The organism is Halorhodospira sp. 9628 (assembly GCF_022228075.1).
In the GTDB taxonomy this organism is placed as follows: domain Bacteria; phylum Pseudomonadota; class Gammaproteobacteria; order Nitrococcales; family Halorhodospiraceae; genus Halorhodospira; species Halorhodospira halophila_A.
On sequence record NZ_JAJNRF010000006.1, the window covers coordinates 56,002 to 76,789 of the forward strand.

Below are 20,788 nucleotides of genomic sequence, written 5' to 3' on the forward strand. Positions count from 1 at the left end.
GTCTGCGCTACCTGCTGGTGCGCCGGCGCCGCGGCCGGCTCCTCGCCCTGTGCCTCCGTCGGCGCTCCGGCGGCTGACGCCTCCTCGGGTGCCGACGGCTGTTCCGTGTCGTCCTTCATCCATGCCAGGGGATCGCGACCGAGCTTCTTCTCGCCGCCACTTTTCCTGTCGCCGCCGCTCGATCCGCTGCTTTTCGCCACGGCTGCTCCTCCTCTACGCTTCGGCCGCCGGCTCAAAGACCCGGTGTTGCTCCAGGTCCTCGGCCAACGCCCGGTAATCCTTCGCCCCGTTGCTCTCGGGGCGGTACTCGAAGATCGTCTGCCCGAACCCGGGTGCCTCGGCCAGGGCGACGTTGTCGCGCACCGCCGTCTTCAGGACCTGGCCCGGGAAGTACTCCTTGAGCTTGCCGAGTACCTCCTTGGGCAGGCGGCGCTGACCGTTGTAGCGGGTCACCAGGACGTACTTGCGGGTGTGGATACCCAACCCCCGCTCGACCCGCATCAGGGTGCGCATGAGCCCAGCCAACCCCTCCAGGGCCAGGTAGTCGCAGGAGACCGGCATCACCACCTCGTCGGTAGCGAGCAGCGCGTTGATCGCCAGCAGTCCCGACGAGGGCGGGCAGTCGATGACCACGTAGTCCGGGAACGGGTCGAGCCCCGCCACGGCCCGCTGCAGCAGCCAGCCGCGCTCGCGCCCACCGACCATCTGCTCCACCTCGGGCAGACGCGGCCCCGGCGGCACCAGACGGACCCTCTCCCGGGCGGGCTGCAGGCGCTCGGCCAGCGGCACCTGATCGAAGAGGACGTCATCGAGCCCCGGATCGAGGCCCTCAAGCCCCAGGCTGGCGGCGAAGTGGCCCTGGGGGTCGAGGTCGATACCCACCACATCGCGCCCGGCCCGGGCCAGGGCGTGGGCGACGTTCACCGAGGAGGTGGTCTTGCCCACCCCGCCCTTCTGGTTCAGAAAGCAGGTAACGCGCGATCCGGCTGCGCTCATTCCCGCTCCCCACGCGCCCGGTCCATCTCATCGGCGAGCTGCTCGAGCAGACCCACGACCTGGCGAGAGTTGTCGGCCAGCTGCTCCAGCTCACCGGCCGCGGCGTCCACCTCGCCCTGGCTGTAGAGCTTGGCGGCCTGCTTGCCGTGCTCGTGGACCGCCCGGTGCGGCGTCTCGATCTCGACGAAGGCGGGCAGCTTGCGGATCCACGGCTCCTCCACCAAGTCGTACCACTTGCCCAGGCGACAAGCGTGGTGGTCGGTGAGCTCGCGGTGATCGACATCCTCACGCCCGGCGAGCATCGCCGCGATGCGCCGCTTCCACATCACGTGGTCGAACTTGCTGCGCTCGATGAAGTAGCGCGGCAGATTGAGCTCCTCCTGACGCCCGATCTGCTCGGTGAGGATGGCGTTGGACTTGCCGAGGGCCTCCAGCGTGTGCTCCACGTCCGTGACGTTGCGCTCGGTCCGGTCCGTGACCGCGCTGATCGACTCGGCCACGTCGGTCACCGCGCCCTTCTGCTCGTTGATCACCGAGGAGACGTTGTGGATGTGCTCGGTGACCCCGCGCATGCGCTCGGCCACCTGCTGCATGGTCTCCCGCGTCTCTCCCGTGGCCGAGCGGCCCCGCTCGACGGCACCGCCCATCTCCTCGACGGAGGCGGAGATGGCCTCGGTTTCGTCACGAAGAGTCCGGATGCGCTGGGCGATGTCCACCGTGGCGCTCTTGGTCTGGTCCGCGAGCCGCCGCACCTCCTGGGCGACCACCGAGAAGCCGGCGCCGGCCTGCCCGGCCCGCGCCGCCTCCACCGAGGCGTTGAGGGCGAGCATATTGGTCTGGAAAGCGATCTCCTCGATCAGCTCGATGATCGAGCCGATCTCGTTGGAGGCCTGGTTCAGCTGCTTGACCCGCTGCGAGGCAGTCTCGGCCAGGCCGGCGATCTCCTGAACGGTCTGGTCCGTCTGCTGCGAGGCCTTGTCGCCGGAATCCACCAGCTCCTGCACGCGCTCAGTCTCGGTCGCCACCGCAGCGCTGTTGTCCGCGATGGTGTCCACACTGGCCGCCAGCTCCTCGGCGGTGGAGGCGATGGTCTGGCTACGCTCGCTGGTCTCGCGGATGGTCATGCGCATCCCGGATGCCGCAACCAGGCTCTCGGCCGCCTCGCCGGCCAACTCCACGGTCTCGCAGAGCTGACGGGTATCCCGGTCGAGGAGCTGCTCGGCGAGACGGCGCAACGCCTCGGAGACCGGACACTGCCCCGGGGGCACGCTGGCGTAATCGCCCTCCGCGATCTGCTCCACGATCCCGACCAGCTCCTCGACGCGCTCCGGAGGCAGCCAGCCGGCCTGCTCGAGGGCGTCGCGATCGGTCTCCAGCGGCGCCCCGGCACCCATTTCAGTCGTTGCCATGCTCCGTGCCTCCTTCGCTGTCCGCGCGAACCACCGCGGCGATCCGGCTCTGATCGTCGGCGATGGCCAGATCCTCGTCGCTGAGCAGCTCGTCGACATCGAGGATGATGACCATCTTGTTGTCGTCCACCGTGGCCAGCCCGCGGAGGAAATTGGTGCGCAGCGCTGCGCCGAACTCCGGGGCCGGCCGGATCTGCTCGGACTGGAACGTGTAGACCTCGGAGAGGGCGTCCACCACCAGCCCCATGATCCGCTCACGACCGCCCGCCGAAACCACGCGGACCATCACCACCACGGTGAACTTCGAGTACTCCTGGGCGGACATGCCGAAGCGTTCGCGCAGGTCGATGACCGGGACGATGGTGCCGCGCAGGTTGATCACGCCCTTGACGTAGTGCGGCGTGTTGGGGATGGGAGTGACACGCTGCCAGCCCTTGATCTCCTGCACCCGCAGGATGTCCACACCGTACTCCTCCTCCCCGAGCGTGAAGGTCAGGTACTGGTCCCCGTCGGCCGCCGCCTGCATGGCATCGACGGTATCCGCCCCGCTGCCGAGCGCGGCGGCCTTGCGGTCGTCTCCGAGGGTTCCGTGCTCGCTGTCCTGAGTCATGACTGCTCTCCGCTTGGAAACTGGGGGATCCCGGACACGAAGGGCTCAGGCGGCCTCATCGCTGTCCTCCCGGTCGGGGATGTAGGGCTGACGCCGGCCACCGCGGCTCATCTCGATCAGTCCGGCGATATCGAGGATCAGCGCCACGGTGCCGTCGCCGAGGATGGTCGCCCCGGCGATGCCGGGCACCTGCAGGTAATTGGCCTCCAGGCTCTTGATCACCACCTGCTGCTGATCGAGCAGGTCGTCGACGAAGACACCGAGGTAGGTGTCCTCGTCCTCAACGATCACCATCAGCCCGCCTCCGAGTTCACGACGCACCGGCTCGGTGTCGAAGAGCTCGTGCAGCCGGACGATAGGCACGTAGCCCTCGCGCCAGTGGTAGACCTCGCCGCGGCTGGTCACGCGGCTGACCTTGCTGGCGTCCACCTGCAGCGACTCGATGACCGAGACCAGCGGGATGATGTAGGTCTGATCCCCCACCCGGAAGAGCTGCCCATCGAGGATGGAGAGCGTCAGCGGCAGGGAGATGGTGATCGTCGTCCCCTGGCCGTGGGTGGAGCGCACATGGATGTTGCCGGAAAGGGAGCGGACGTTGCGCTTGACCACGTCCATACCCACGCCGCGGCCGGAGTACTCGGTGGCCTGGTCGTGGGTGGAAAGCCCAGGGTGGAAGATCAGGTCGTAGATCTGCTCGTCGGCCAGCTCGCTGCCATCTTCCACCAGGCCGGCGGCACGGGCCTTGCCAAGCAGCTTGTCGCGGTTGATACCGCGACCGTCGTCGGCGATCTCGATGATGATGTTGCCGCCCTTGTGGTACGCCTCGATGGTGATGGTGCCGGTCTCCGGCTTGCCCGCGGCGGCGCGCTCCTCCGGTAGCTCGATGCCGTGGTCGACGCTGTTGCGAACCAAGTGGACCAGGGGATCGATGATCTTCTCCATCACCGTCTTGTCCAGCTCGGTCTGCTCGCCCTCCATCTGGAAATCGACGGCCTTACCCAGGGCACGGCTGGTGTCGTGGACGATGCGCGGCAACCGCGAGTAGGCGAAGCTGATCGGCACCATGCGGATGCGCATGACGTTCTCCTGCAGCTCGCGGGTGTTGCGCTCGAGCTGCGCGAGGCCGTCCTGGAGTTCTTCCAGACGCTCGGCGGTGAACTCCTTGCCGATCTGGCTGAGCATCGATTGGGTGATCACCAGCTCGCCGACCATGTCGATGAGCGCGTCGATCTTCTCGGTGTCGACACGGATGGAGCTGCTGCTCCCGCCCCCACCCGCGCCGCCCCGGCGTGCGGCCGACTTGCGACCCTCGCCACCGGCCGGCGCCGCGGCCTCTGCGCCGGCGGCCGGCTCGGCGGCGACAGCCGCGGCCGCGCCGCCCTCGGCCGCCGCGGCGGGTTCCGTCCCGGCAGCCTCAAGGGGACGGATCTCGAGGCGGGCATCGTCCTCGACCCACTCGAAGACCTCGCGCACCACCGCCTCGGTCACGTCGGCGTAGAGGCGCAGCGTCCAGGCCAGCTGACAGGTTTCCGGGTCGAGCTGCTCGAAGGGCGGCAACCCCGAGGTGTCGCACTCGACCTCGAGCTCGCCGAGATCCTGCAGCGCCAGAAACAGGCGCCGCGGGTCGTTGCCGGTAGCGAAAAGGTGCGGCTGCGGCTCGAAGCGGATCCACCACCCGCCACCGCCGGACGGCGGGGTCGCGTCTCCGCCGCCGCCCGCGCTGCCACGATCACCACCCGTATCCCCGGCGGGGCCGGAAGCCCCGGATGCCGTACCAGTGGGGGTCTGACCCAGCTGCTCATCGAGCTGACGCTGCGCGGTGCTGATCGCATCGGCGTCCAGCGCCTGATCGCTCTGGATCGCCGCGAGCATGCTGCGCAGGCAATCGACTGCATTGAGCAGCACGTTCACGGCGTCCGGTGTGACCGCCTGCTGACCGTCGCGCAGGCGGTCGAGCAATGTCTCCATGCGGTGGGTGAAGTCGGAGACGGCGGTCAGGCCGAAGGTCCCGGCACCCCCCTTGATCGAGTGCGCGGCACGAAAGACGTTGTTGAGGGTCTCCGGATCCGGACGCTCCGGGTCGAGTTCCAACAGGCCCGACTCCATGGTGTCCAGCCCCTCGAAGCTCTCCTCGAAGAAGGTCTGCAGGAACTGGCTCAGATCTACGCTCATCGCTCGCCCCCCCGTCGGGCGCTCCGGGCGCCTTCCGTCAGCGCACCACCTTCTTGATCGTGTTCACCAGCTGGTCCGGATCGAAGGGCTTGACCAGCCAGCCGGTGGCTCCGGCCGCTTTGCCCTCCTGCTTCTTTTCCGGTGCCGACTCGGTGGTCAGCAGCAGGATCGGCGTAAACTTGAAGGTAGGCAGCCCGCGGAGTTCACGGACCAGTGTGATGCCGTCCATCTTCGGCATGTTCACGTCCGTGATCACCAGGTCGAAGCCGCCCGCCTTGGCCTTGGTCAATGCGTCCGTGCCGTCCACCGCTTCGGTGACCTCGTAGCCCTGCTGCTTGAGGGTGTAGGTCACCATCTGCCGCATGGAGGCGGAATCATCGACCGCCAGGATCTTCGCCATCGTCTCGTTCCCTTAGTCTGTCGGGGTTAGCGGGCTGCGCCGCCGGGCCCGAGTTCATCGGTCAGGCCGAGATCGGCGGCAGCCTCGGTGACCGGGGCCGGCGCCCCCCCGCCCTGCCACGACCAGCCGGCGCGGCTCGCCGCCGCCCGTGCGAAGGCAGCGAGCAGCTGGACGCCGGCGGCGTCAACCTGCTGCAGCCGTGCACCATCCAGTGCCACGGGCTGCCCGGAGGACAGCGCGTCGGCCAGGGTCTCTTTGAGGGTCGCCGCCACGGTGATATCGAGCTGTTCGCCCAGATCGATGTGCTGGTGGGCCGCCATGATGTCCCTACGCGTTTGCCGGTTGTCCGTTGAGATTGCCCGTCATCATCGCTAACGGCAAGAGGCGGCATTAACTTGAGTGGCATACCTCACCGCCACAGCGCCACACGCGGGGGATCAGGAGGTGCGCGCGCGCCGCGCGTCGATGGCGGCCTCGAGCCGCTCGGCGGCCCGCTCGAGTTCGGGCAGACAGCCCCAGGCCGTTTGCAGATCGCCGGTGCGGGCAGCATCGTCGAGGCGACGGGCGCACTCCCGTGCCTCGACGGCGCGCACACTGGCCAGAGCCCCCTTGACGGGGTGAGAGATCGCGTGGACCGCCTGCGGATCACCCTGCTCCAGGGCTTCGCGCAGGGCCGCCAGGCGAGACGGAAGGTCTTCCTGCATGCGCTCGAGCAGCATGTCCGCCAGCTGCTCATCGCGACCGAGATTGTCGAGCAACTCTTCCAGGTCGATGACGGGGTGATCGGACATGGGCCGGCTCCTCTGCTTCAAGATCGGGCGGCGGGCTGCCAGCCTTCGCGCAGCCGCGGTAACAGCCGCCGGAATGCCTCGGTGCCGGCGCATTGCAGCCACTCGAAGGCCACCATCTCAGCCCCCGCCACCACCACACCGGCCTGGCGCATGCGGGCCAGGGCGAGCTCGCGATCCGCGGGCCGGCGCGAGCCGACCGCCTCGGCGACGGCGAAGACCTGGTGACCGGATTTTTGCAAACCCAGTGCCGTCTGCAGGACGCAGACGTGGGCCTCCGTGCCGGCGATGACCACCTGCTCCGGCAGGCGGATACCGGCGGCTTCGGGGTCGCGGGTCCAGGCGAAGTGCATCTTGGTATGACGCCGGGACGCCGGCACCGAGCGGGCGAGCGCCGCAACGGTCGGGCCGAGGCGTTCCGGATACTGCTCGGTCGCGTGGACGGGCTGGCCGAGCTCGTGGGCGACCCCCGCCAGCCAGTCCGCGGCGGCGACCACCTGCTCGCCGCCATCGATGGCCGGCAGCAAACGCTCCTGGAGATCGATCAGCAACAGAGCGCTGCGCGCCGGGTCGATCAGCGTATCCGTCATCGCGAGAACATCACTCCCACACCAAAGCGAACCTGCGGCTGGCTCCTGGTGGCCGTCGCCGGTGGCCAGAGGTGGACGTCCTCGGTGGCGACCACCGGATAGGTCAACGCCTGCTCACCCACCCGTCCGGTGCGTAGGGCATCCACCGCACCGCGCACCGTGATCAACCGCCCGGGGCGGTAGTCGGCGCTCTCCAGGAAGCCCGGGTAATCCACTAGGAAACGCCCCTCGGGCGAGGCCGCCGTGCGGGGTCGCTGGGCGCGATCCAGCGGGTACCCCACCACCTCGAGCCGGGTCGTCTCTTCCAAGTGTTCCACCTGGAGGATACGCCCTGCCCAGAGGACCTGGCTACCGATGACTGCCTCGCCGGCGGCAGCGGCCTCGCGCGCGGTCAGATCGGCCATCAGGTCATCATTACGCTCGAAGGGCGCCCCGGTGGCGCAGCCAAAAAGGGCTACGCCTGCCACCGCCGCCAGCAGGAGCCAGCGCGCCGCGCGGGGGCAGGGGACCGTCCCAGGGACAGCGCCACGGCAACCATCACCAGTACGGCCGCCGATAGGGCCCGTAGTAGTAGGGATACCCCGGATGGCGGTACCAGGGATCGCCATACCAGGGGTCGTACCACGGATCGTAGCGATAGGAGCGCGGCGTGGTGCGCTTGGGATCGGCCGGCTCCTGCCAGAGGTGATGGGCTTGGACCGCTACCACCGGGTAGGTGTAAGCGTACTCCCCGATGGCCCCCTTCACGGTCCCATCCAGGGAACCGGAGACGGTGAACTGCCGGCCGGGCGCGTAGAGGGTCGGCTCAAGAAAGCCGTCCACCCGCGCCAGGAACCGCCCCTCGGTGCGGTCGGCATCGCGCGGCTCGCCGCCGCGGCGCAGGGGACGCTCGACGATCTCCAGCCAGGTGGCGTCGGCCTCGTTGCGCACCTCGACGATCTCCCCGCCCCAGCGCACCCGCTCGCCGTCGTGGGCGCTGGCGCCATCCGCACGCACCTGGGCTAGGGAGGGGGCTTCGTCCGGAGCAGTGCGTACCGGGTCGGGCACGGTGCCCGCACACCCTAGCAACAGCCCGGCCGCCACCACCGGCAAAAGGATTCGGATGGACACCACGGCCACCTCCCTGGGAACGGGCTTGTCCCCCCTTAGTATACAAAGCCGCTAGCCGGCAGCCAGCGCCCGCCAGCGGCGCACCCACCGCGGCAGCAGGCCGTGACGGGGGGCAACCAGCAGCGCCACCAGGAACAGCGTTGCGGAAACCAGCACCATCGCCCCGCCCGAGGCGACGTCGAAGTGGTAGGCCAGATAGAGCCCCACGACCGCGGCAGTGACACCACAGAAGGCGGCCAGGACGATCATGCGGGTCAGCCGGTCGGTGAGCAGGTAGGCGGTCGCCCCCGGCGTGATGAGCATGGCCACCACGAGGATGATGCCCACCGTCTCCAGGCTGGCGACGATGGTCAGGGTCAGGAGCAGGATCAGGCCGTAGTGGATCACGGCCGTATTCATGCCCAACGCCCGGGCGTGGATCTCGTCGAAGGTGTAGGCGAACAGCGCCTTGTAACCCAAGGCCACGGCCAGCAGCGCGATCACACCGGCGCCCAGGGTGAGCAGCAGCGCCGCGCGGTCCACACCCAGCACGTTGCCGAAGAGCACGTGCATCAGGTGGGTGGAGGTGGCCACCTGGCTGATGATCACCACCCCCAAGGCAAACGCCGCCGTGAACATGATGCCGATGGCGGTATCGGACTTCAGGCGGGTGGTCCGCTCGATGAAGCCGATCCCCAGCGAGGTCAGCGCGCCAGCCAGGAAGGCGCCGATGAAGAACGGCCAGCCGAGCAGGTAGGCGATGGCCACCCCGGGCAGCACCGCATGGGAGATGGCATCCCCGAGCAGGGCCCAGCGCTTGAGGACCACGAAGCAGGAGAGCACCCCGCAGACCAGCCCGACGGCGACGGCGGTGAGCAGGGCGCGCTGCATGAACTGATAGCTGAACGGCTCGGCCAGCGGCTCGGGCAGCAGACCCACAACGGCCATCAGTCCAGCCAGCAGGAAGTCGATCACGGCCTCCGCCCACGCCATCAGTCCGCCTCCTGAAGCCCACGGGCGAAGAGCGGATCGGCGGCACGCAGAAGCGAGCGCTCGTCGGTCATGACCTCTTCCGGAGGCCCCGAGGCAATCACCGAACGATTGAACAGCACCAGCCGATCGGCGTGGCGCCGCGCCCCGGCGATGTCGTGGGTAACCAGTACCACGGTTCGACCGGCGGCACGCAGATCGCGCAGCACCTCGAAGATCAGTGCCTCGCTGGAACGGTCGACCCCAACCAGCGGCTCATCGAGGAGCAACAGCCGCGCCTGCTGCGCCAGGGCACGCGCGAGCAGCACGCGCTTCTTCTGCCCCCCGGAGAGTTCGCTGATGTGCCGGTCGGCCAGCTCCGCCATGGCCGTCGCCGACAGCGCCTCGGCCACCGCCTCGTGGTGCTCCGCCCCAAGCAACCGCCGCGGCAACCAGCGCTGCACGCCGGAGCGGCGCAGACTCGGGTAGCGGGCCGAGAAGATCACGTCACGCACCGAAGCGGGGAAGTCCCAGTCGAGGGTCTCGTGCTGCGGCATGTAGGCCACGTCCCCGGCACCGCGCGCCTGACCGGGCGCCCGACCGCCGATGCGGATGCGCCCGCAGCGCGGCCGGATCAGGCCCATGATCAGCTTGAGCAGCGTGGACTTGCCGGCACCGTTGGGGCCAACGAGGGCCACCAGCTCACCGGCGGGAATGCGCAGATGGGCATCCGCCACTGCATCCACGCCGTGATAACCGGCACAAAGCCCCTCGGCCTCGATGGCCGCGACGCCTTCACCACGCCCCGCCCCCGCCGCTGGTCTACCCGCGTGATCCGCCAAACCGCCCCGCCCTACTCCGTCAGCGCGCGGACGATGGTCGTCGCGTTGTGGCGCATCAGCTGCAGGTAGCTGGCGGCCGGACCATCCGGTCCGCTGAGCGAATCGACGTAGAGGGGACCAGCGATCTCGGTGCCGGTCTCGTCGGCCACCGATCGGACGTGGCGATCCGAGATGGTGCTCTCCCAGAACACCGCTGCCGGCTGCCACTCGCGGACCCGGTCGATGACCCGCATGATCTGCCGGGGCGACCCCTCCTGCTCGGCGTTGGTGCCCCAGATCCCATCGTGCTCGAAGCCAAAGGCGTCGGCGAAATACGGGAAGGCCGCCTCGCTGGTGACCAGGAAGCGCCGCCCCTCGGGGACGGCCTCGAGGCGCTCCTTGAGCTCCTCGTAGAGCGCCTCCAGCTCGTCCCGGTAAGCGGCCGCATTGTCGCGGTAGACGTTCTTGCCCTCGGGGTCGAGCTCGATCAGGGCGTCGCGGATGGCATCCACATAGCCCTCGACGGCGCGCGGATCCATCCACAGATGCGGATCCGGATCGCCCTCAAAGTCGCCGGTACGGATCGGCAGGGTCGCATGACCAGAGCGCTCGGCCACGGCAATAACCGGCACGCCATCCCCGGCAGTGGCACGCACCTGGCGCATCCACTGCTCCAAGTCGTAGCCGTTGTAGAAGACCAAGTCGGCCCGCTCAAGATCCCGGAAGTTGCTCGGCTGCAGCTCCCACTCATGAACCTCGGCGTCCACCGGGGTGAGGCTGCTGACCGTCACCCGCTCCCCACCGACCTGCTCAACCAGGTCCGCCAGAATGGTGAAGGTGGCAGCCACACGCAGCTGCTCCGCGGCCGCGGCGCTCCATGGGATCAGCACCAAAGCGGCAGCTAGCCCCAGCAACCCGTGCCTAGCGCGGGCCACCCGCCAGCCACGCCTGCCCCCAGGCGTAACCGGCCCCTTCGGCTTGTCGATGTCTTTCATGCTGGTCAGTTTCCCTGCTGCGATCGCCCACGTCCAGCCACCCGCGCCGACGCCCGTGGCAGCCACAGCACGACTGATTGGCCGCCGGGCGGCGCGCACTGCGGGCGATCCGGCTACGGAGCGCGGTTGCGGGCTTCATGGCTACACCTTTGAACGCTTCTAATCTTTGATTCTTACTTTAGAAGCGCTCAAAAGAGATGTCAACACGCCCGCAGGGCTACGCCCCGGTACCCGGCGACCCGGCCCAGCGCAGCGCAAGACGGGTGGCGGCATCCGCCTCCGCAGGCGGTGGCGCCTCGCCGCGGGCAGCCGGTGCCAACTCCTTGGCCACACGCTTACCGAGTTCGACCCCCCACTGGTCGAACGGGTTGATCCCCCAGACGCTCGCCTGGACAAAGACCCGGTGCTCGTGCAGCGCGAGCAACCGCCCCAGCGTAAAGGCATCGAGCCGACGGAAGAGGACCAGCGTGACCGGTCGATTGCCCTCATAGCGGTGATGTTCGGCCTCCGGCCCTTCTCCCCGAGGGGCCTGCCCCTGGCACAGCGCCTGGACTTGCCCCAGGGCACTGGCCAGGTTCAGCCCGGCGTGGCGCCCGGGCAGCCCGCTCTCCTCCACCGGGACCAGAAACTCGGCGATCACCCGGCCGGTGCCCTGGTGCAGCCACTGGAAGAAGGAGTGCTGCCCGTTGATGCCCACCTCGCCCCAGCAACTCGTGCCGGTGGGGTAATCGACCGGCTGCCCGTCCCGCGTGACCGACTTGCCGAGGCTTTCCATATCCAGCTGCTGTAAATAGGCGGGCAACCGGCGCAGCCCCGGATGGTAGGGCAGCACCACATGCCCGGTGGCGCCGCGCAGGCTGATCTGCCAGACCCCGAGGAGCCCCAACAGCAGCGGGATGTTCCGCGCCGCCGGCGCACTGCGAAAGTGCTCGTCCATGGCGCGCATGCCGCGGCGCAACTCGTTGAAGCGTTCCATGCCGATGACCGCCGCCAGTGGCAACCCCATGGCCGACGGTAGCGAGTAGCGCCCGCCGACCCACTCCCAGATCCGGAAACGGCGCTCGGCGGGGATGCCGAACTCGGCCATGGCGGTATCGCTGGCCGAGATGCCGACGAACTGCTCAGGCACCGGACGCCCGGCCTCGGCTTCCAGCCACGCCCAGGCGGTCCGGGCGTTGGTCAGTGTCTCCAGGGTGGAGAAAGACTTGGAAGCGACACAGAAGAGGGTCTCAGCCGGATCGATACGCTCCCAGACAGCCGCCAGCTCGCGGCCATCGACCCCGGAGACGGTATGCAGCCGCAGCGGCTCGTCGCCATCGGCCAGGGCCTGGTGGGCCATGGTCACTCCGGCCTCGGAACCGCCGATCCCGATATTCACCACATGGCGCAGCGGCCGGCCGTCGTAGCCACAGATCCCGCCCCCGCGCAGCGCCTCAACGAAGGCGCCCATGCGCCTCAGCTCCTCGTGGACCGCCGGGATCACGTCCTCGCCGTCCACCCTCACGCAGGCGTCGGGACTGCTGCGCAGCGCCGTGTGCAGGGCCGGCCGACCCTCCGACTCGTTGACCGTCTCTCCCGAGAACAGCGCCTCGATGCGCTGGGGCAGCCAGCGCTCCTCGGCCAGGCGCAGCAGCCGCTCCCAGGTGGCATCGGTGAGCGGGTGGCGCGAAAGGTCCACGCGCAGATCGTCGTGGTCCAAGCAGTACCGCTCGGCGCGTCCCGGATCGGTCTCAAGGAGCGCACCGGCGTGCCCGGCATCATCCTGGTCAAGCAACTCTTGCCAGACCGGAGAGTGCGTCAGCGCGGTCGTCATGCACGGTCCATCCTCTATCGCCTCACACACCCTCGGTCATCGAGGCAGCCGCCGCCGGTTTCAAGCCCCGCGGCACCCCCGCCTAGAGGGGGCGGCGGATGCTCTCGCCCCGCCCCATACCGTAGTAGGTAAAGCCGAGGGCCTCCATCATCGATGGCGGGTAGACGTTACGCCCGTCGAACACCACCGGTTGGCGCAGGGCATCGCGGATACGTTCGAAATCAGGGCTGCGGAAGACCTGCCACTCGGTGCAGACGATCAGCGCATCGGCGTCCTCCACGGCATCGTAGAGGTTGTCGCAGAGTTCCAGGTCCTGGCGGTTGCCGTAGACGCGCTCGGCCTCATCCATCGCTTCGGGGTCGTAGGCCTGCACCCGCGCGCCGGCTTCCCAGAGCGCCTCCATGACCACACGGCTGGGGGCCTCGCGCATGTCGTCGGTATTCGGCTTGAATGCCAGCCCCCAGAGACCGAAGGTACGCCCGGCAAGATCTTCCCCGAAGTGGGCGTGCAGCCGACGCACCAGCAACCGCTTCTGCCGGTCGTTGACGTTCTCCACCGCCTCAAGCAGCTCGGGCCGGTAGTCGTACTCGTGGGCGGTGTGTGTCAGTGCCTTGACATCCTTGGGGAAACAGGAGCCGCCGTAGCCACACCCCGGGTAGATGAAGTGGTAGCCGATCCGCGGATCGGAGCCCATCCCCACCCGAACCTGCTCGATGTCGGCCCCCAGGCGCTCGGCCAGGCTAGAGAGCTCGTTCATGAAGCTGATCTTGGTCGCCAACATCGCGTTGGAGGCGTACTTGGTCAGCTCCGCGGCGCGCACATCCATGGTCAGCAGCCGGTCGTGGTTGCGGTTGAACGGGGCGTAGAGGGCCTTCATCAACTCGCCGGTGCGCGGATTGTCGGTGCCCACGATGATGCGGTCCGGCTTGACGAAGTCGTCGATGGCCGCCCCCTCTTTGAGGAACTCCGGGTTGGAGACGACGTCGTACTCGAGCTGCTCCCCACGGGCGGCGAGCTCCTCGCCCAGGGCGGCGCGCACCCGGTCCGCCGTGCCCACCGGCACGGTGGATTTGTTGACCACCACGCGGTAGTCGTTCATGTGCTGACCGATGCTGCGGGCCACGGCGAGCACATGCTGCAGATCCGCCGAGCCGTCCTCGTCCGGCGGTGTGCCCACGGCGATAAACTGGAACAGCCCGTGGTGAACCCCTTCGGCGGCGTCGGTGGTAAAGCGCAACCGGCCCTCCTCCTGGTTGAAGGAGAGCATCTCGTCGAGTCCCGGCTCATAGATGGGAACCTCGCCGCTCCGAAGCTGCGCCACCCGTTCCGCGTCGATATCAACACAGACGACATCGTTGCCGGCATCGGCGAAACAGGTCCCGGTAACCAGACCCACGTAGCCGCTGCCGAAGATCGTGACCTTCATGATTCACTCCACTCCATGAGGGGCCTGCTCTCAGACCCCGTAAAACGCTCGATACCAGGCCACAAACCGCGGCAGCCCCTGCTCAAGTTCCGTGCGGGGCTGCCACCCCGTGGCGGCGGTCAGATCGTCGATCTCAGCACACGTCGCGGCCACGTCCCCCGGCTGCATGGGCAGCTCCCGGCGCTCCGCCCGGCACCCGCAGGCCTGCTCGAGCACCGCGATGAAATCCTCAAGGGCCACCGGCCGGTGATTGCCGATATTGTAGACCCGGTAGGGGGCATTGCTGCGCGCCGGGTCCGGAGCATCGGTGGAGAATGCCGGGTCCGGCTCCGGCAGGGTGTCCATCACGCGCAGGACGCCGTCGACAATGTCGTCGATGTAGGTAAAGTCACGGCGCATGCGCCCGTAGTTGTAGACCTCAATAGGCTCCCCGGCGAGGATCGCCCGTGTGAACTTGAAGGGCGCCATGTCCGGGCGCCCCCAAGGGCCGTAGACGGTGAAGAAGCGCAGGCCGGTCACCGGCAGGCGATAGAGGTGCGCATACGTGTGCGCCATCAGCTCGTTGGACTTCTTCGTGGCCGCATAGAGCGAAACTGGATGGTCCACGTTGTCGTGGACCGAGAACGGCATGCGCGTATTGGCGCCGTAAACCGAACTCGACGAGGCGTAGACCAGGTGCCCGGCGTCGTGGTGGCGACAGCCCTCGAGGATGTTGCCGAAGCCCACCAGGTTGCTGTCCAGATAGGCGCGCGGATTGTCCAGCGAGTAGCGCACCCCGGCCTGAGCGGCCAGATGGATGACGCGATCGAAACGCCCCTCGCGGAAGAGCGCGTCGATACCCGCGGCATCGGCGAGATCGACGCGGGCGAAGTAGAAGTCCCCGCCGCAGCGGCGCAGCTCGTCGAGGCGCGCCTGCTTGAGGGTGACGTCGTAGTAGTCGCAGAGGTTGTCGATGCCGACGACCTGATGGCCCGCCTCGATCAGCTGCCGGGCCACATGCATGCCGATGAAACCGGCCACGCCGGTGACGAGGATTCGCACGGGTATCCTTCCTCTCGCGCAGATGGACCGGGGATCAAACGGGCTCTAGCGTACCCGACGCCCCATGCGCCGTACAGGGCGGTGGCTCAGGTACCCGACGCGTCGCCCCCCGGCCGGGCCAGCACCAAACAGGAGGCGCGCCCGCCGTGCTCGGCGAGGGTTTCGAAGCGCTCCAGCTCGAGGCCAGCGGCCCGGAGCTGGGCCCGGAACGGCTCCTCATAAGTCACGCGCCCGAAATCGATGCTGGTCAGGCGCCTGAGCATGGGCTTGAGGCGCTCGAGCCACGGAGCACGCCGCCGCTGGATGGTCTGGGTGAACACCAGGCGTCCTCCCGGACGCAGGAGCTTGCAGCCGTGGCGCAGGGCCCGCTCCGGCTCCGGCAGGAGCATGAAGCTGGCCGAGAAGTAGACCGCGTCGTAGGGCCCGCCATGATGGTCGTAGACGGACTCGTGGCGAAGCGTGACCCGATCGGCCACCGCGGAGGCGGCAACCCGGCGGCGGGCCCGCTCGATGTAGTCGCCGTCGATATCGACCCCGGTCACCCGCAAATCCCGCTCGCGCAACTGCCCGGCGTTGGCCAGCAAGGCGCCTGCCGTCCCGACGCCGACATCCAACACATGCGCCCCCGCCGGCAGCTGCTCAAGCACCGCCGCGTACCAGCGGGCGGTAAGCCGGAGGATCAAGGCGTCGTAAACGGCACTGCGGATGCCTCGCATGGGGGGCCTCACGGGTGGCGGCTGACTGCTGCGGGCCGGCGAGCGCCCGTACCGGACCGCCGCGCCGACCGCCCGGGATCCTACCAGATCCGCCACTCGCCCTGATCCGTCCGCACCACTTCCAGCTCGTCCTTGTGCTCCATGGTGCTGCCCGGCTCCACCTGGCCGGCCTGGCGCAGGGCGAACCCCCACAGCGAGAGGACCATCTCCAGGCTGTCCAGCGGCGTATCGGTACTGAAGGCCCGGTCGCCGAAGGCCCCGGGATCGCGCAACAACTCGACACCATCCTCGGTGATGGCCACCTCCTTGCGCACGCGGATCAGGTAGGAGCCGTCGTCGCGCTCGTGGGTGGAGACCAGCTCGAAGTCCACCAACTCGAAGACCTTCACGTCGCCGAGGTAGAGCTCGGAGTCGTCCTCGAACAGCAGCTCGCGAACCTCCTGCTCGGTGGGGCCGGACTGGCCGCGCTCGCAACCGGCGGCCAGCAGCGCCAGGACCAGGATCAAAACGGACCAGCGAATGCACCGCTTCATGCTCATCTCCTCCAGAGGAACCCAAACCCGTACCGATGCGTGATCGCCCAGGATCGCACCGGCGACGCGCATCCGACAGCCGAGCCAAAGGCGCACGGCTCGCCGCCACCCCCTAGCGTAGTGGCATACTGGCCCGGCCCGCGGGACGGAACCCCGCCGGCCAACCCGAGCCGCCAGGAGCGAGGATGGAACACCTGCACCCCGAGGAGCTGATCCGGACCGGTTCGCGCATCGTGGAGCGGCTGCGCCAGCGTAGCGTCTGCGTCCCCATCCCGGAGCGGGCCATGGCGCGCACGGTCACCGGGGTCCGGGACCCCAGCCTACGCCACCTGGCCCTGCGCATCCGCGAAGGTGGGCGCATCGTGGTCAGCGGCGAGAAAAGGAAGGGGGTGTGGATCCCCTTCTCGGTGACCTTCATCGCCGTGGCGCCACCGCCGGGGACCGCCGGTCCCTGCGTAGAGCTGCACCTCGAGCGCACCACGCCCTTCTTCGCTGCCCCCTTCGTCCTGAAGGCGCTCGGCCGCATGCCCGAGATGGAGATCATCGGCACCCGGGCCCGCGTGCACATCCACCGGTGGCTCGATCAGCAGGAGTGGTCCGGCCCGCTGCCCACAGGCGTCTTCAACCGGGTCTGTGTCACGGAGGTACGCACGGACGCCGCGAAGCGCCAGCTGCTGGTCACCTTGTCCCTGACGGAATCCGGCCAGTAAGCGGGGCCTGCACCGCACGCCCGGCAACGCGGGCGAGAGAACCCGGGGCTATCAACCAAGACCGTTGTTGACGCTCGAAAGCGGGGTAGGCAGAGGCTGAGCGCCCGCGCTACGCGGACGCCCCAGCCTAGAGATCCCAAGAATCTTTACGAGTCTTGGCGCATGTCCTTCAAAACGGGATGTCGTCGTCGAAATCCGCCGGCGCCTCCTGCATGCCGCCGCCGCTACCGCCGCTGCCGCCGCCGGCATCCCCCGCTGGGGCCTGGGCCGGGCGCTGCTCGCCGCCGCCCATCGGGGCACCACCACCGCCGCTTCGGCTGTCGAGCATCTGCATCTCGTTGGCGACGATCTCCGTGGTGTAGCGGTCCTGGCCATTCTGATCCTGCCACTTGCGCGTCTGCAGGCGCCCCTCGATATAGACCTTGCTGCCCTTGCGCAGATACTCGCCGGCGATCTCGCCAAGCCGGTTGAACATGACCACGCGATGCCACTCGGTGCGCTCCTGCTGCTCACCGGTCTGACGGTCGCGCCAGGTATCCGAGGTTGCCAGGGCGAGATTGGCCACCGCGCTACCCGACGCGGTATATCGAACCTCGGGGTCCCTCCCCAGGTTGCCGATCAAGATGACCTTGTTGACACCTCTGCTGGCCATGGCCGTGCTCCTCCAAAAAAAAAATGCTTCACTGAACAGTGGGATCGAGAACCGCTGGGCGGTCGGGCGAGCAGGGTGCACACCCTCCCTGTGCGTCACCCCGCAGGTGGCCTCAATGTAAAGGTTTTGCCGGCACGGCGAAACCGACCCCCTTGGCACCGGCAACCTGACAGGATGCCGGCGGCGCGATACCGTAGAGGGTTCGCCCGCTATCCCGCGTCGAGAGCAGCATGGACCATATCCGCATCCGCGGCGCCCGCACCCACAACCTCGATAACCTGGATATCGACATCCCGCGCAACCGCCTGGTGGTGATCACCGGGCCCTCGGGTTCCGGGAAGTCGTCGCTGGCCTTCGACACCCTGTACGCCGAAGGGCAACGGCGCTACGTCGAGTCCCTCTCGGCCTATGCACGGCAGTTCCTGTCGATGATGGACAAGCCCGACGTGGACCACATCGAGGGTCTCTCCCCGGCGATCTCCGTGGAGCAGAAGTCGGCGTCCCACAACCCCCGTTCCACGGTGGGCACCGTCACCGAGATCCACGACTACCTGCGCCTGCTCTTCGCCCGCGCCGGCACCCCCTACTGCCCCGAGCACCAGGTGGCGCTGGAGGCGAGCAGCGTCTCGGAGATGGTCGATCGCATCCTCGCCGAGCCCGCGGGCACCAAGATGATGCTGCTCGCCCCGGCAGCCGACTGGCACCCGGACGAACAGCAGCGCACGCTGGAACAGCTGCGCAGCCAGGGCTACATCCGCGTGCGGATCGACGGCCGGGTCGTCGAGCTCGACCCGCTACCCCAGCTCGATGGGGACTGCAAGCACGACATCGAGGCGGTGATCGACCGCTTCCGCGTGCGCGACGACCTGGCCGGGCGGCTGGCCGACTCCATCGAGACGGCGCTTCGCATCGGCGAAGGCGTCGTACGGGCCGCCTGGATGGACGCGCCCGAGCGCGAGCCGCTGGCCTTCTCCGCGCAGCCGGCCTGCCCGCAGTGCGGCCACGCGGTGGAGCCGCTGGAGCCGCGCATGTTCTCGTTCAACAACCCGGAAGGCGCCTGCCCGACCTGCGACGGCCTGGGGACACAGCACTTCTTCGACCCGGAGCGGGTGGTCAGCCGCCCCCAGCTCACGCCCGCCGAAGGAGCGATCCGCGGGTGGGACCGGCGCAACCTCTACTACTTCGCCATCCTGGAGGGGCTGGCCGCGCACTACGGATTCAGCCTCGAGACCCCGTGGGCCGAACTGCCGGAGCCGACCCGCGACTGCATCCTCTACGGCTCGGGGGACGAGCCGATCACCTTCCGCTACCCCGGCCGCAACGGTCACACGGAGCGGGTCCACCCCTTCGAAGGTGTCATCCCCAACCTGGAGCGACGCTTCCGCGAGGCCGACTCCGCCACGGTGCGAGAAGAGCTGGGCCGCTTCATGGCGCAACGCACCTGCCCGGAGTGCCGCGGCGGACGGCTCAACAAGCGCGCCCGGAACGTGCGGGTGGAGGGCTACAACCTGCCAGAGATCGCGGCGCTGCCGATCCATGTTGCCCGCGAGCGTGCGCGGGCCCTGGAGCCGGAGGGCGCCCGCGGGGCCATCGCCCGGCCAATCCTCGAGGAGATCCGGCAGCGTCTCGGGTTCCTGGAGGATGTGGGGCTGGGCTACCTGACCCTCGACCGGGCGGCGGAAACGCTATCCGGCGGGGAGGCCCAGCGCATCCGCTTGGCCAGCCAGATCGGCGCCGGCCTGGTGGGAGTGCTCTACGTCCTCGACGAACCCTCCATCGGGCTCCACCCCCGTGACCACGGCAGGCTACTCGACACCCTGCGCCGGCTCCGCGATCTGGGCAACAGCGTCATCGTGGTCGAGCACGAGCAGGATGCCATGCGCGCCGCCGATCACATCATCGACATGGGGCCCGGAGCGGGCGTCCACGGTGGCACGGTCGTGGCCGCGGGCCCGCCACAGGCGGTCGCCGAGCACCCGGATTCGGTCACCGGTGCCTTCCTCAGCGGCCGGCGCAGCATCCCGCTGCCGCAGCGCCGGCGACCGCCGGAGGACGAACGCTGGGTGCGGATCACCGGCGCCCGCGGCCACAACCTGCAGGACGTGAGCGCCGAAATCCCCGTGGGCCTGCTGACCTGCGTAACCGGGGTGTCCGGTTCCGGCAAGTCGACGCTGATCAACGACACCCTCTACCGCAGCGCCGCCCGCGATCTCAACGGCGCCCAGACCAGCCCTGCGGAGCACGACGGCCTCCAAGGGCTTGAGCACTTCGAGAAGGTGGTGGATATCGACCAGAGCCCCATCGGCCGGACGCCGCGCTCCAATCCGGCGACCTACACCGGGGTCTTCGGCCCGGTGCGCGAGCTCTTCGCGGCCACGCCCGAGGCACGGGCCCGTGGCTACAAGCCGGGGCGCTTCTCGTTCAACGTCCAGGGCGGGCGCTGCGAGGCGTGCCAGGGTGAGGGCGTGGTGCGCGTCGAGATGCACCTGCTGCCGGATCTCTACGTAGCCTGCGATAGTTGCCACGGCACCCGCTTCAATCGCGAGACCCTGGAGATCCGCTACCGCGGCTACACCATCCACGAGGTCCTGGAGATGACCGTGGACCAGGCCCACGACTTCTTCGAGGCGGTCCCCGGCATCCGGCGCAAGCTTGAAACCCTGCGCGAGGTGGGCCTGGGCTACCTGCGCCTGGGGCAGAGCGCGACGACCCTCTCCGGCGGCGAGGCGCAGCGCGTGAAGCTGGCCCGGGAGCTCTCCCGGCGCGAGCACGGCCGCAACCTCTACATCCTCGACGAGCCGACCACCGGGCTGCACTTCGCCGACGTGGAGCAGCTGCTGGCGGTGCTCCAGCGCCTTTGCGACCACGGCAACACAGTGGTGGTGGTCGAGCACGATCTGGACATCATGCGCTGCGCGGACTGGATCATCGACCTCGGCCCGGAGGGGGGCGACGGCGGCGGGCAGGTCTTGGCGGCCGGCCCGCCGGAGACCGTCGCCACCGCAGAGGCATCCCACACCGCCGCCTACCTGGGCCCGCTGCTCGGCGGCTGAGCGGC

21 protein-coding genes are annotated in these 20,788 nt (G+C 68.7%); 2 read left to right on the forward strand and 19 right to left on the reverse strand.

What is annotated here, in order from left to right; all coding sequences use genetic code 11:
• Nucleotides 1–213 precede the first annotated feature (213 nt).
• From LRG10_RS07750 to LRG10_RS07835, 18 genes are all read right to left on the reverse strand, one after another.
• Entirely contained in the window at nucleotides 214–996 is a 783-nt protein-coding gene (locus tag LRG10_RS07750; RefSeq protein ID WP_238635073.1) for a ParA family protein, read from the reverse strand.
• Nucleotides 993–2,405, reverse strand: coding sequence for a methyl-accepting chemotaxis protein (locus tag LRG10_RS07755; RefSeq protein ID WP_238635074.1), 1,413 nt, complete (start codon nucleotides 2,403–2,405; stop codon nucleotides 993–995). The genes LRG10_RS07750 and LRG10_RS07755 overlap by 4 nt, the downstream gene beginning before the upstream one ends.
• Nucleotides 2,392–2,931, reverse strand: coding sequence for a chemotaxis protein CheW (locus tag LRG10_RS07760; RefSeq protein WP_201172849.1), 540 nt, complete (start codon nucleotides 2,929–2,931; stop codon nucleotides 2,392–2,394). Before LRG10_RS07760 ends, LRG10_RS07755 begins: the two co-directional genes overlap by 14 nt.
• Nucleotides 2,932–3,060: 129 nt before the next feature.
• Entirely contained in the window at nucleotides 3,061–5,187 is a 2,127-nt protein-coding gene (locus tag LRG10_RS07765) for a chemotaxis protein CheA (RefSeq protein ID WP_238635075.1), read from the reverse strand.
• 37 nt (nucleotides 5,188–5,224) lie between these two features.
• On the reverse strand, nucleotides 5,225–5,587 hold the full coding sequence (locus LRG10_RS07770; RefSeq protein ID WP_201172831.1) for a response regulator: 363 nt from the start codon (nucleotides 5,585–5,587) through the stop codon (nucleotides 5,225–5,227).
• A gap of 26 nt (nucleotides 5,588–5,613) precedes the next feature.
• Nucleotides 5,614–5,907 (reverse strand): STAS domain-containing protein, encoded by a 294-nt coding sequence (locus tag LRG10_RS07775; protein WP_201172833.1) that lies wholly within the window; start codon nucleotides 5,905–5,907, stop codon nucleotides 5,614–5,616.
• Between the two features lie 117 nt (nucleotides 5,908–6,024).
• Nucleotides 6,025–6,378: an Hpt domain-containing protein gene (locus LRG10_RS07780; protein WP_201172835.1), complete on the reverse strand. Its 354-nt coding sequence runs from the start codon at nucleotides 6,376–6,378 to the stop codon at nucleotides 6,025–6,027.
• A 17-nt stretch (nucleotides 6,379–6,395) separates the two neighbouring features.
• Nucleotides 6,396–6,965 carry an isochorismatase family protein gene (locus LRG10_RS07785; protein WP_201172837.1) on the reverse strand — a complete coding sequence of 190 codons (570 nt, stop codon included), beginning with the start codon at nucleotides 6,963–6,965 and terminating at the stop codon, nucleotides 6,396–6,398.
• The gene (locus LRG10_RS07790) at nucleotides 6,962–7,573 is read right to left on the reverse strand and encodes a Slp family lipoprotein (RefSeq protein ID WP_255772141.1); all 612 of its coding nucleotides are present in this window, start codon (nucleotides 7,571–7,573) and stop codon (nucleotides 6,962–6,964) included. Before LRG10_RS07790 ends, LRG10_RS07785 begins: the two co-directional genes overlap by 4 nt.
• On the reverse strand, nucleotides 7,503–8,075 hold the full coding sequence (locus tag LRG10_RS07795) for a Slp family lipoprotein (protein WP_238635077.1): 573 nt from the start codon (nucleotides 8,073–8,075) through the stop codon (nucleotides 7,503–7,505). The genes LRG10_RS07790 and LRG10_RS07795 overlap by 71 nt, the downstream gene beginning before the upstream one ends.
• 51 nt (nucleotides 8,076–8,126) lie before the next feature.
• Entirely contained in the window at nucleotides 8,127–9,047 is a 921-nt protein-coding gene (locus LRG10_RS07800) for a metal ABC transporter permease (RefSeq protein ID WP_238635078.1), read from the reverse strand.
• Nucleotides 9,047–9,865, reverse strand: a complete 819-nt coding sequence (locus tag LRG10_RS07805; protein WP_201242327.1) for a metal ABC transporter ATP-binding protein — start codon at nucleotides 9,863–9,865, stop codon at nucleotides 9,047–9,049. The genes LRG10_RS07800 and LRG10_RS07805 overlap by 1 nt, the downstream gene beginning before the upstream one ends.
• 11 nt (nucleotides 9,866–9,876) lie before the next feature.
• The gene (locus LRG10_RS07810) at nucleotides 9,877–10,839 is read right to left on the reverse strand and encodes a metal ABC transporter solute-binding protein, Zn/Mn family (RefSeq protein ID WP_201172869.1); all 963 of its coding nucleotides are present in this window, start codon (nucleotides 10,837–10,839) and stop codon (nucleotides 9,877–9,879) included.
• Nucleotides 10,840–11,056: 217 nt separating this feature from the next.
• Nucleotides 11,057–12,652: a glucose-6-phosphate isomerase gene (gene pgi, locus LRG10_RS07815; protein ID WP_238635079.1), complete on the reverse strand. Its 1,596-nt coding sequence runs from the start codon at nucleotides 12,650–12,652 to the stop codon at nucleotides 11,057–11,059.
• 82 nt (nucleotides 12,653–12,734) lie between these two features.
• Nucleotides 12,735–14,078 carry a UDP-glucose/GDP-mannose dehydrogenase family protein gene (locus LRG10_RS07820; RefSeq protein WP_201172875.1) on the reverse strand — a complete coding sequence of 448 codons (1,344 nt, stop codon included), beginning with the start codon at nucleotides 14,076–14,078 and terminating at the stop codon, nucleotides 12,735–12,737.
• A gap of 30 nt (nucleotides 14,079–14,108) precedes the next feature.
• Complete coding sequence (locus tag LRG10_RS07825) at nucleotides 14,109–15,119, reverse strand: NAD-dependent epimerase (protein WP_201242323.1); 1,011 nt, start codon at nucleotides 15,117–15,119, stop codon at nucleotides 14,109–14,111.
• 86 nt (nucleotides 15,120–15,205) lie between these two features.
• A complete protein-coding gene (locus tag LRG10_RS07830; RefSeq protein ID WP_201172999.1) occupies nucleotides 15,206–15,826 on the reverse strand; it encodes a class I SAM-dependent methyltransferase in 621 nt (206 codons plus the stop codon).
• A gap of 89 nt (nucleotides 15,827–15,915) precedes the next feature.
• Nucleotides 15,916–16,368, reverse strand: coding sequence for a hypothetical protein (locus LRG10_RS07835; RefSeq protein ID WP_238635080.1), 453 nt, complete (start codon nucleotides 16,366–16,368; stop codon nucleotides 15,916–15,918).
• Nucleotides 16,369–16,553: 185 nt separating this feature from the next.
• Here LRG10_RS07835 and LRG10_RS07840 point away from each other — a divergent pair, with 185 nt between their 5' ends.
• A complete protein-coding gene (locus LRG10_RS07840) occupies nucleotides 16,554–17,078 on the forward strand; it encodes a hypothetical protein (RefSeq protein ID WP_238635081.1) in 525 nt (174 codons plus the stop codon).
• A gap of 169 nt (nucleotides 17,079–17,247) precedes the next feature.
• Here LRG10_RS07840 and ssb read toward each other — a convergent pair whose 3' ends face one another.
• Complete coding sequence (gene ssb / locus LRG10_RS07845) at nucleotides 17,248–17,730, reverse strand: single-stranded DNA-binding protein (protein WP_201172894.1); 483 nt, start codon at nucleotides 17,728–17,730, stop codon at nucleotides 17,248–17,250.
• A gap of 230 nt (nucleotides 17,731–17,960) precedes the next feature.
• Here ssb and uvrA point away from each other — a divergent pair, with 230 nt between their 5' ends.
• Nucleotides 17,961–20,783 carry an excinuclease ABC subunit UvrA gene (gene uvrA / locus LRG10_RS07850; protein ID WP_201172904.1) on the forward strand — a complete coding sequence of 941 codons (2,823 nt, stop codon included), beginning with the start codon at nucleotides 17,961–17,963 and terminating at the stop codon, nucleotides 20,781–20,783.
• The last annotated feature ends 5 nt before the right edge of the window (nucleotides 20,784–20,788 follow it).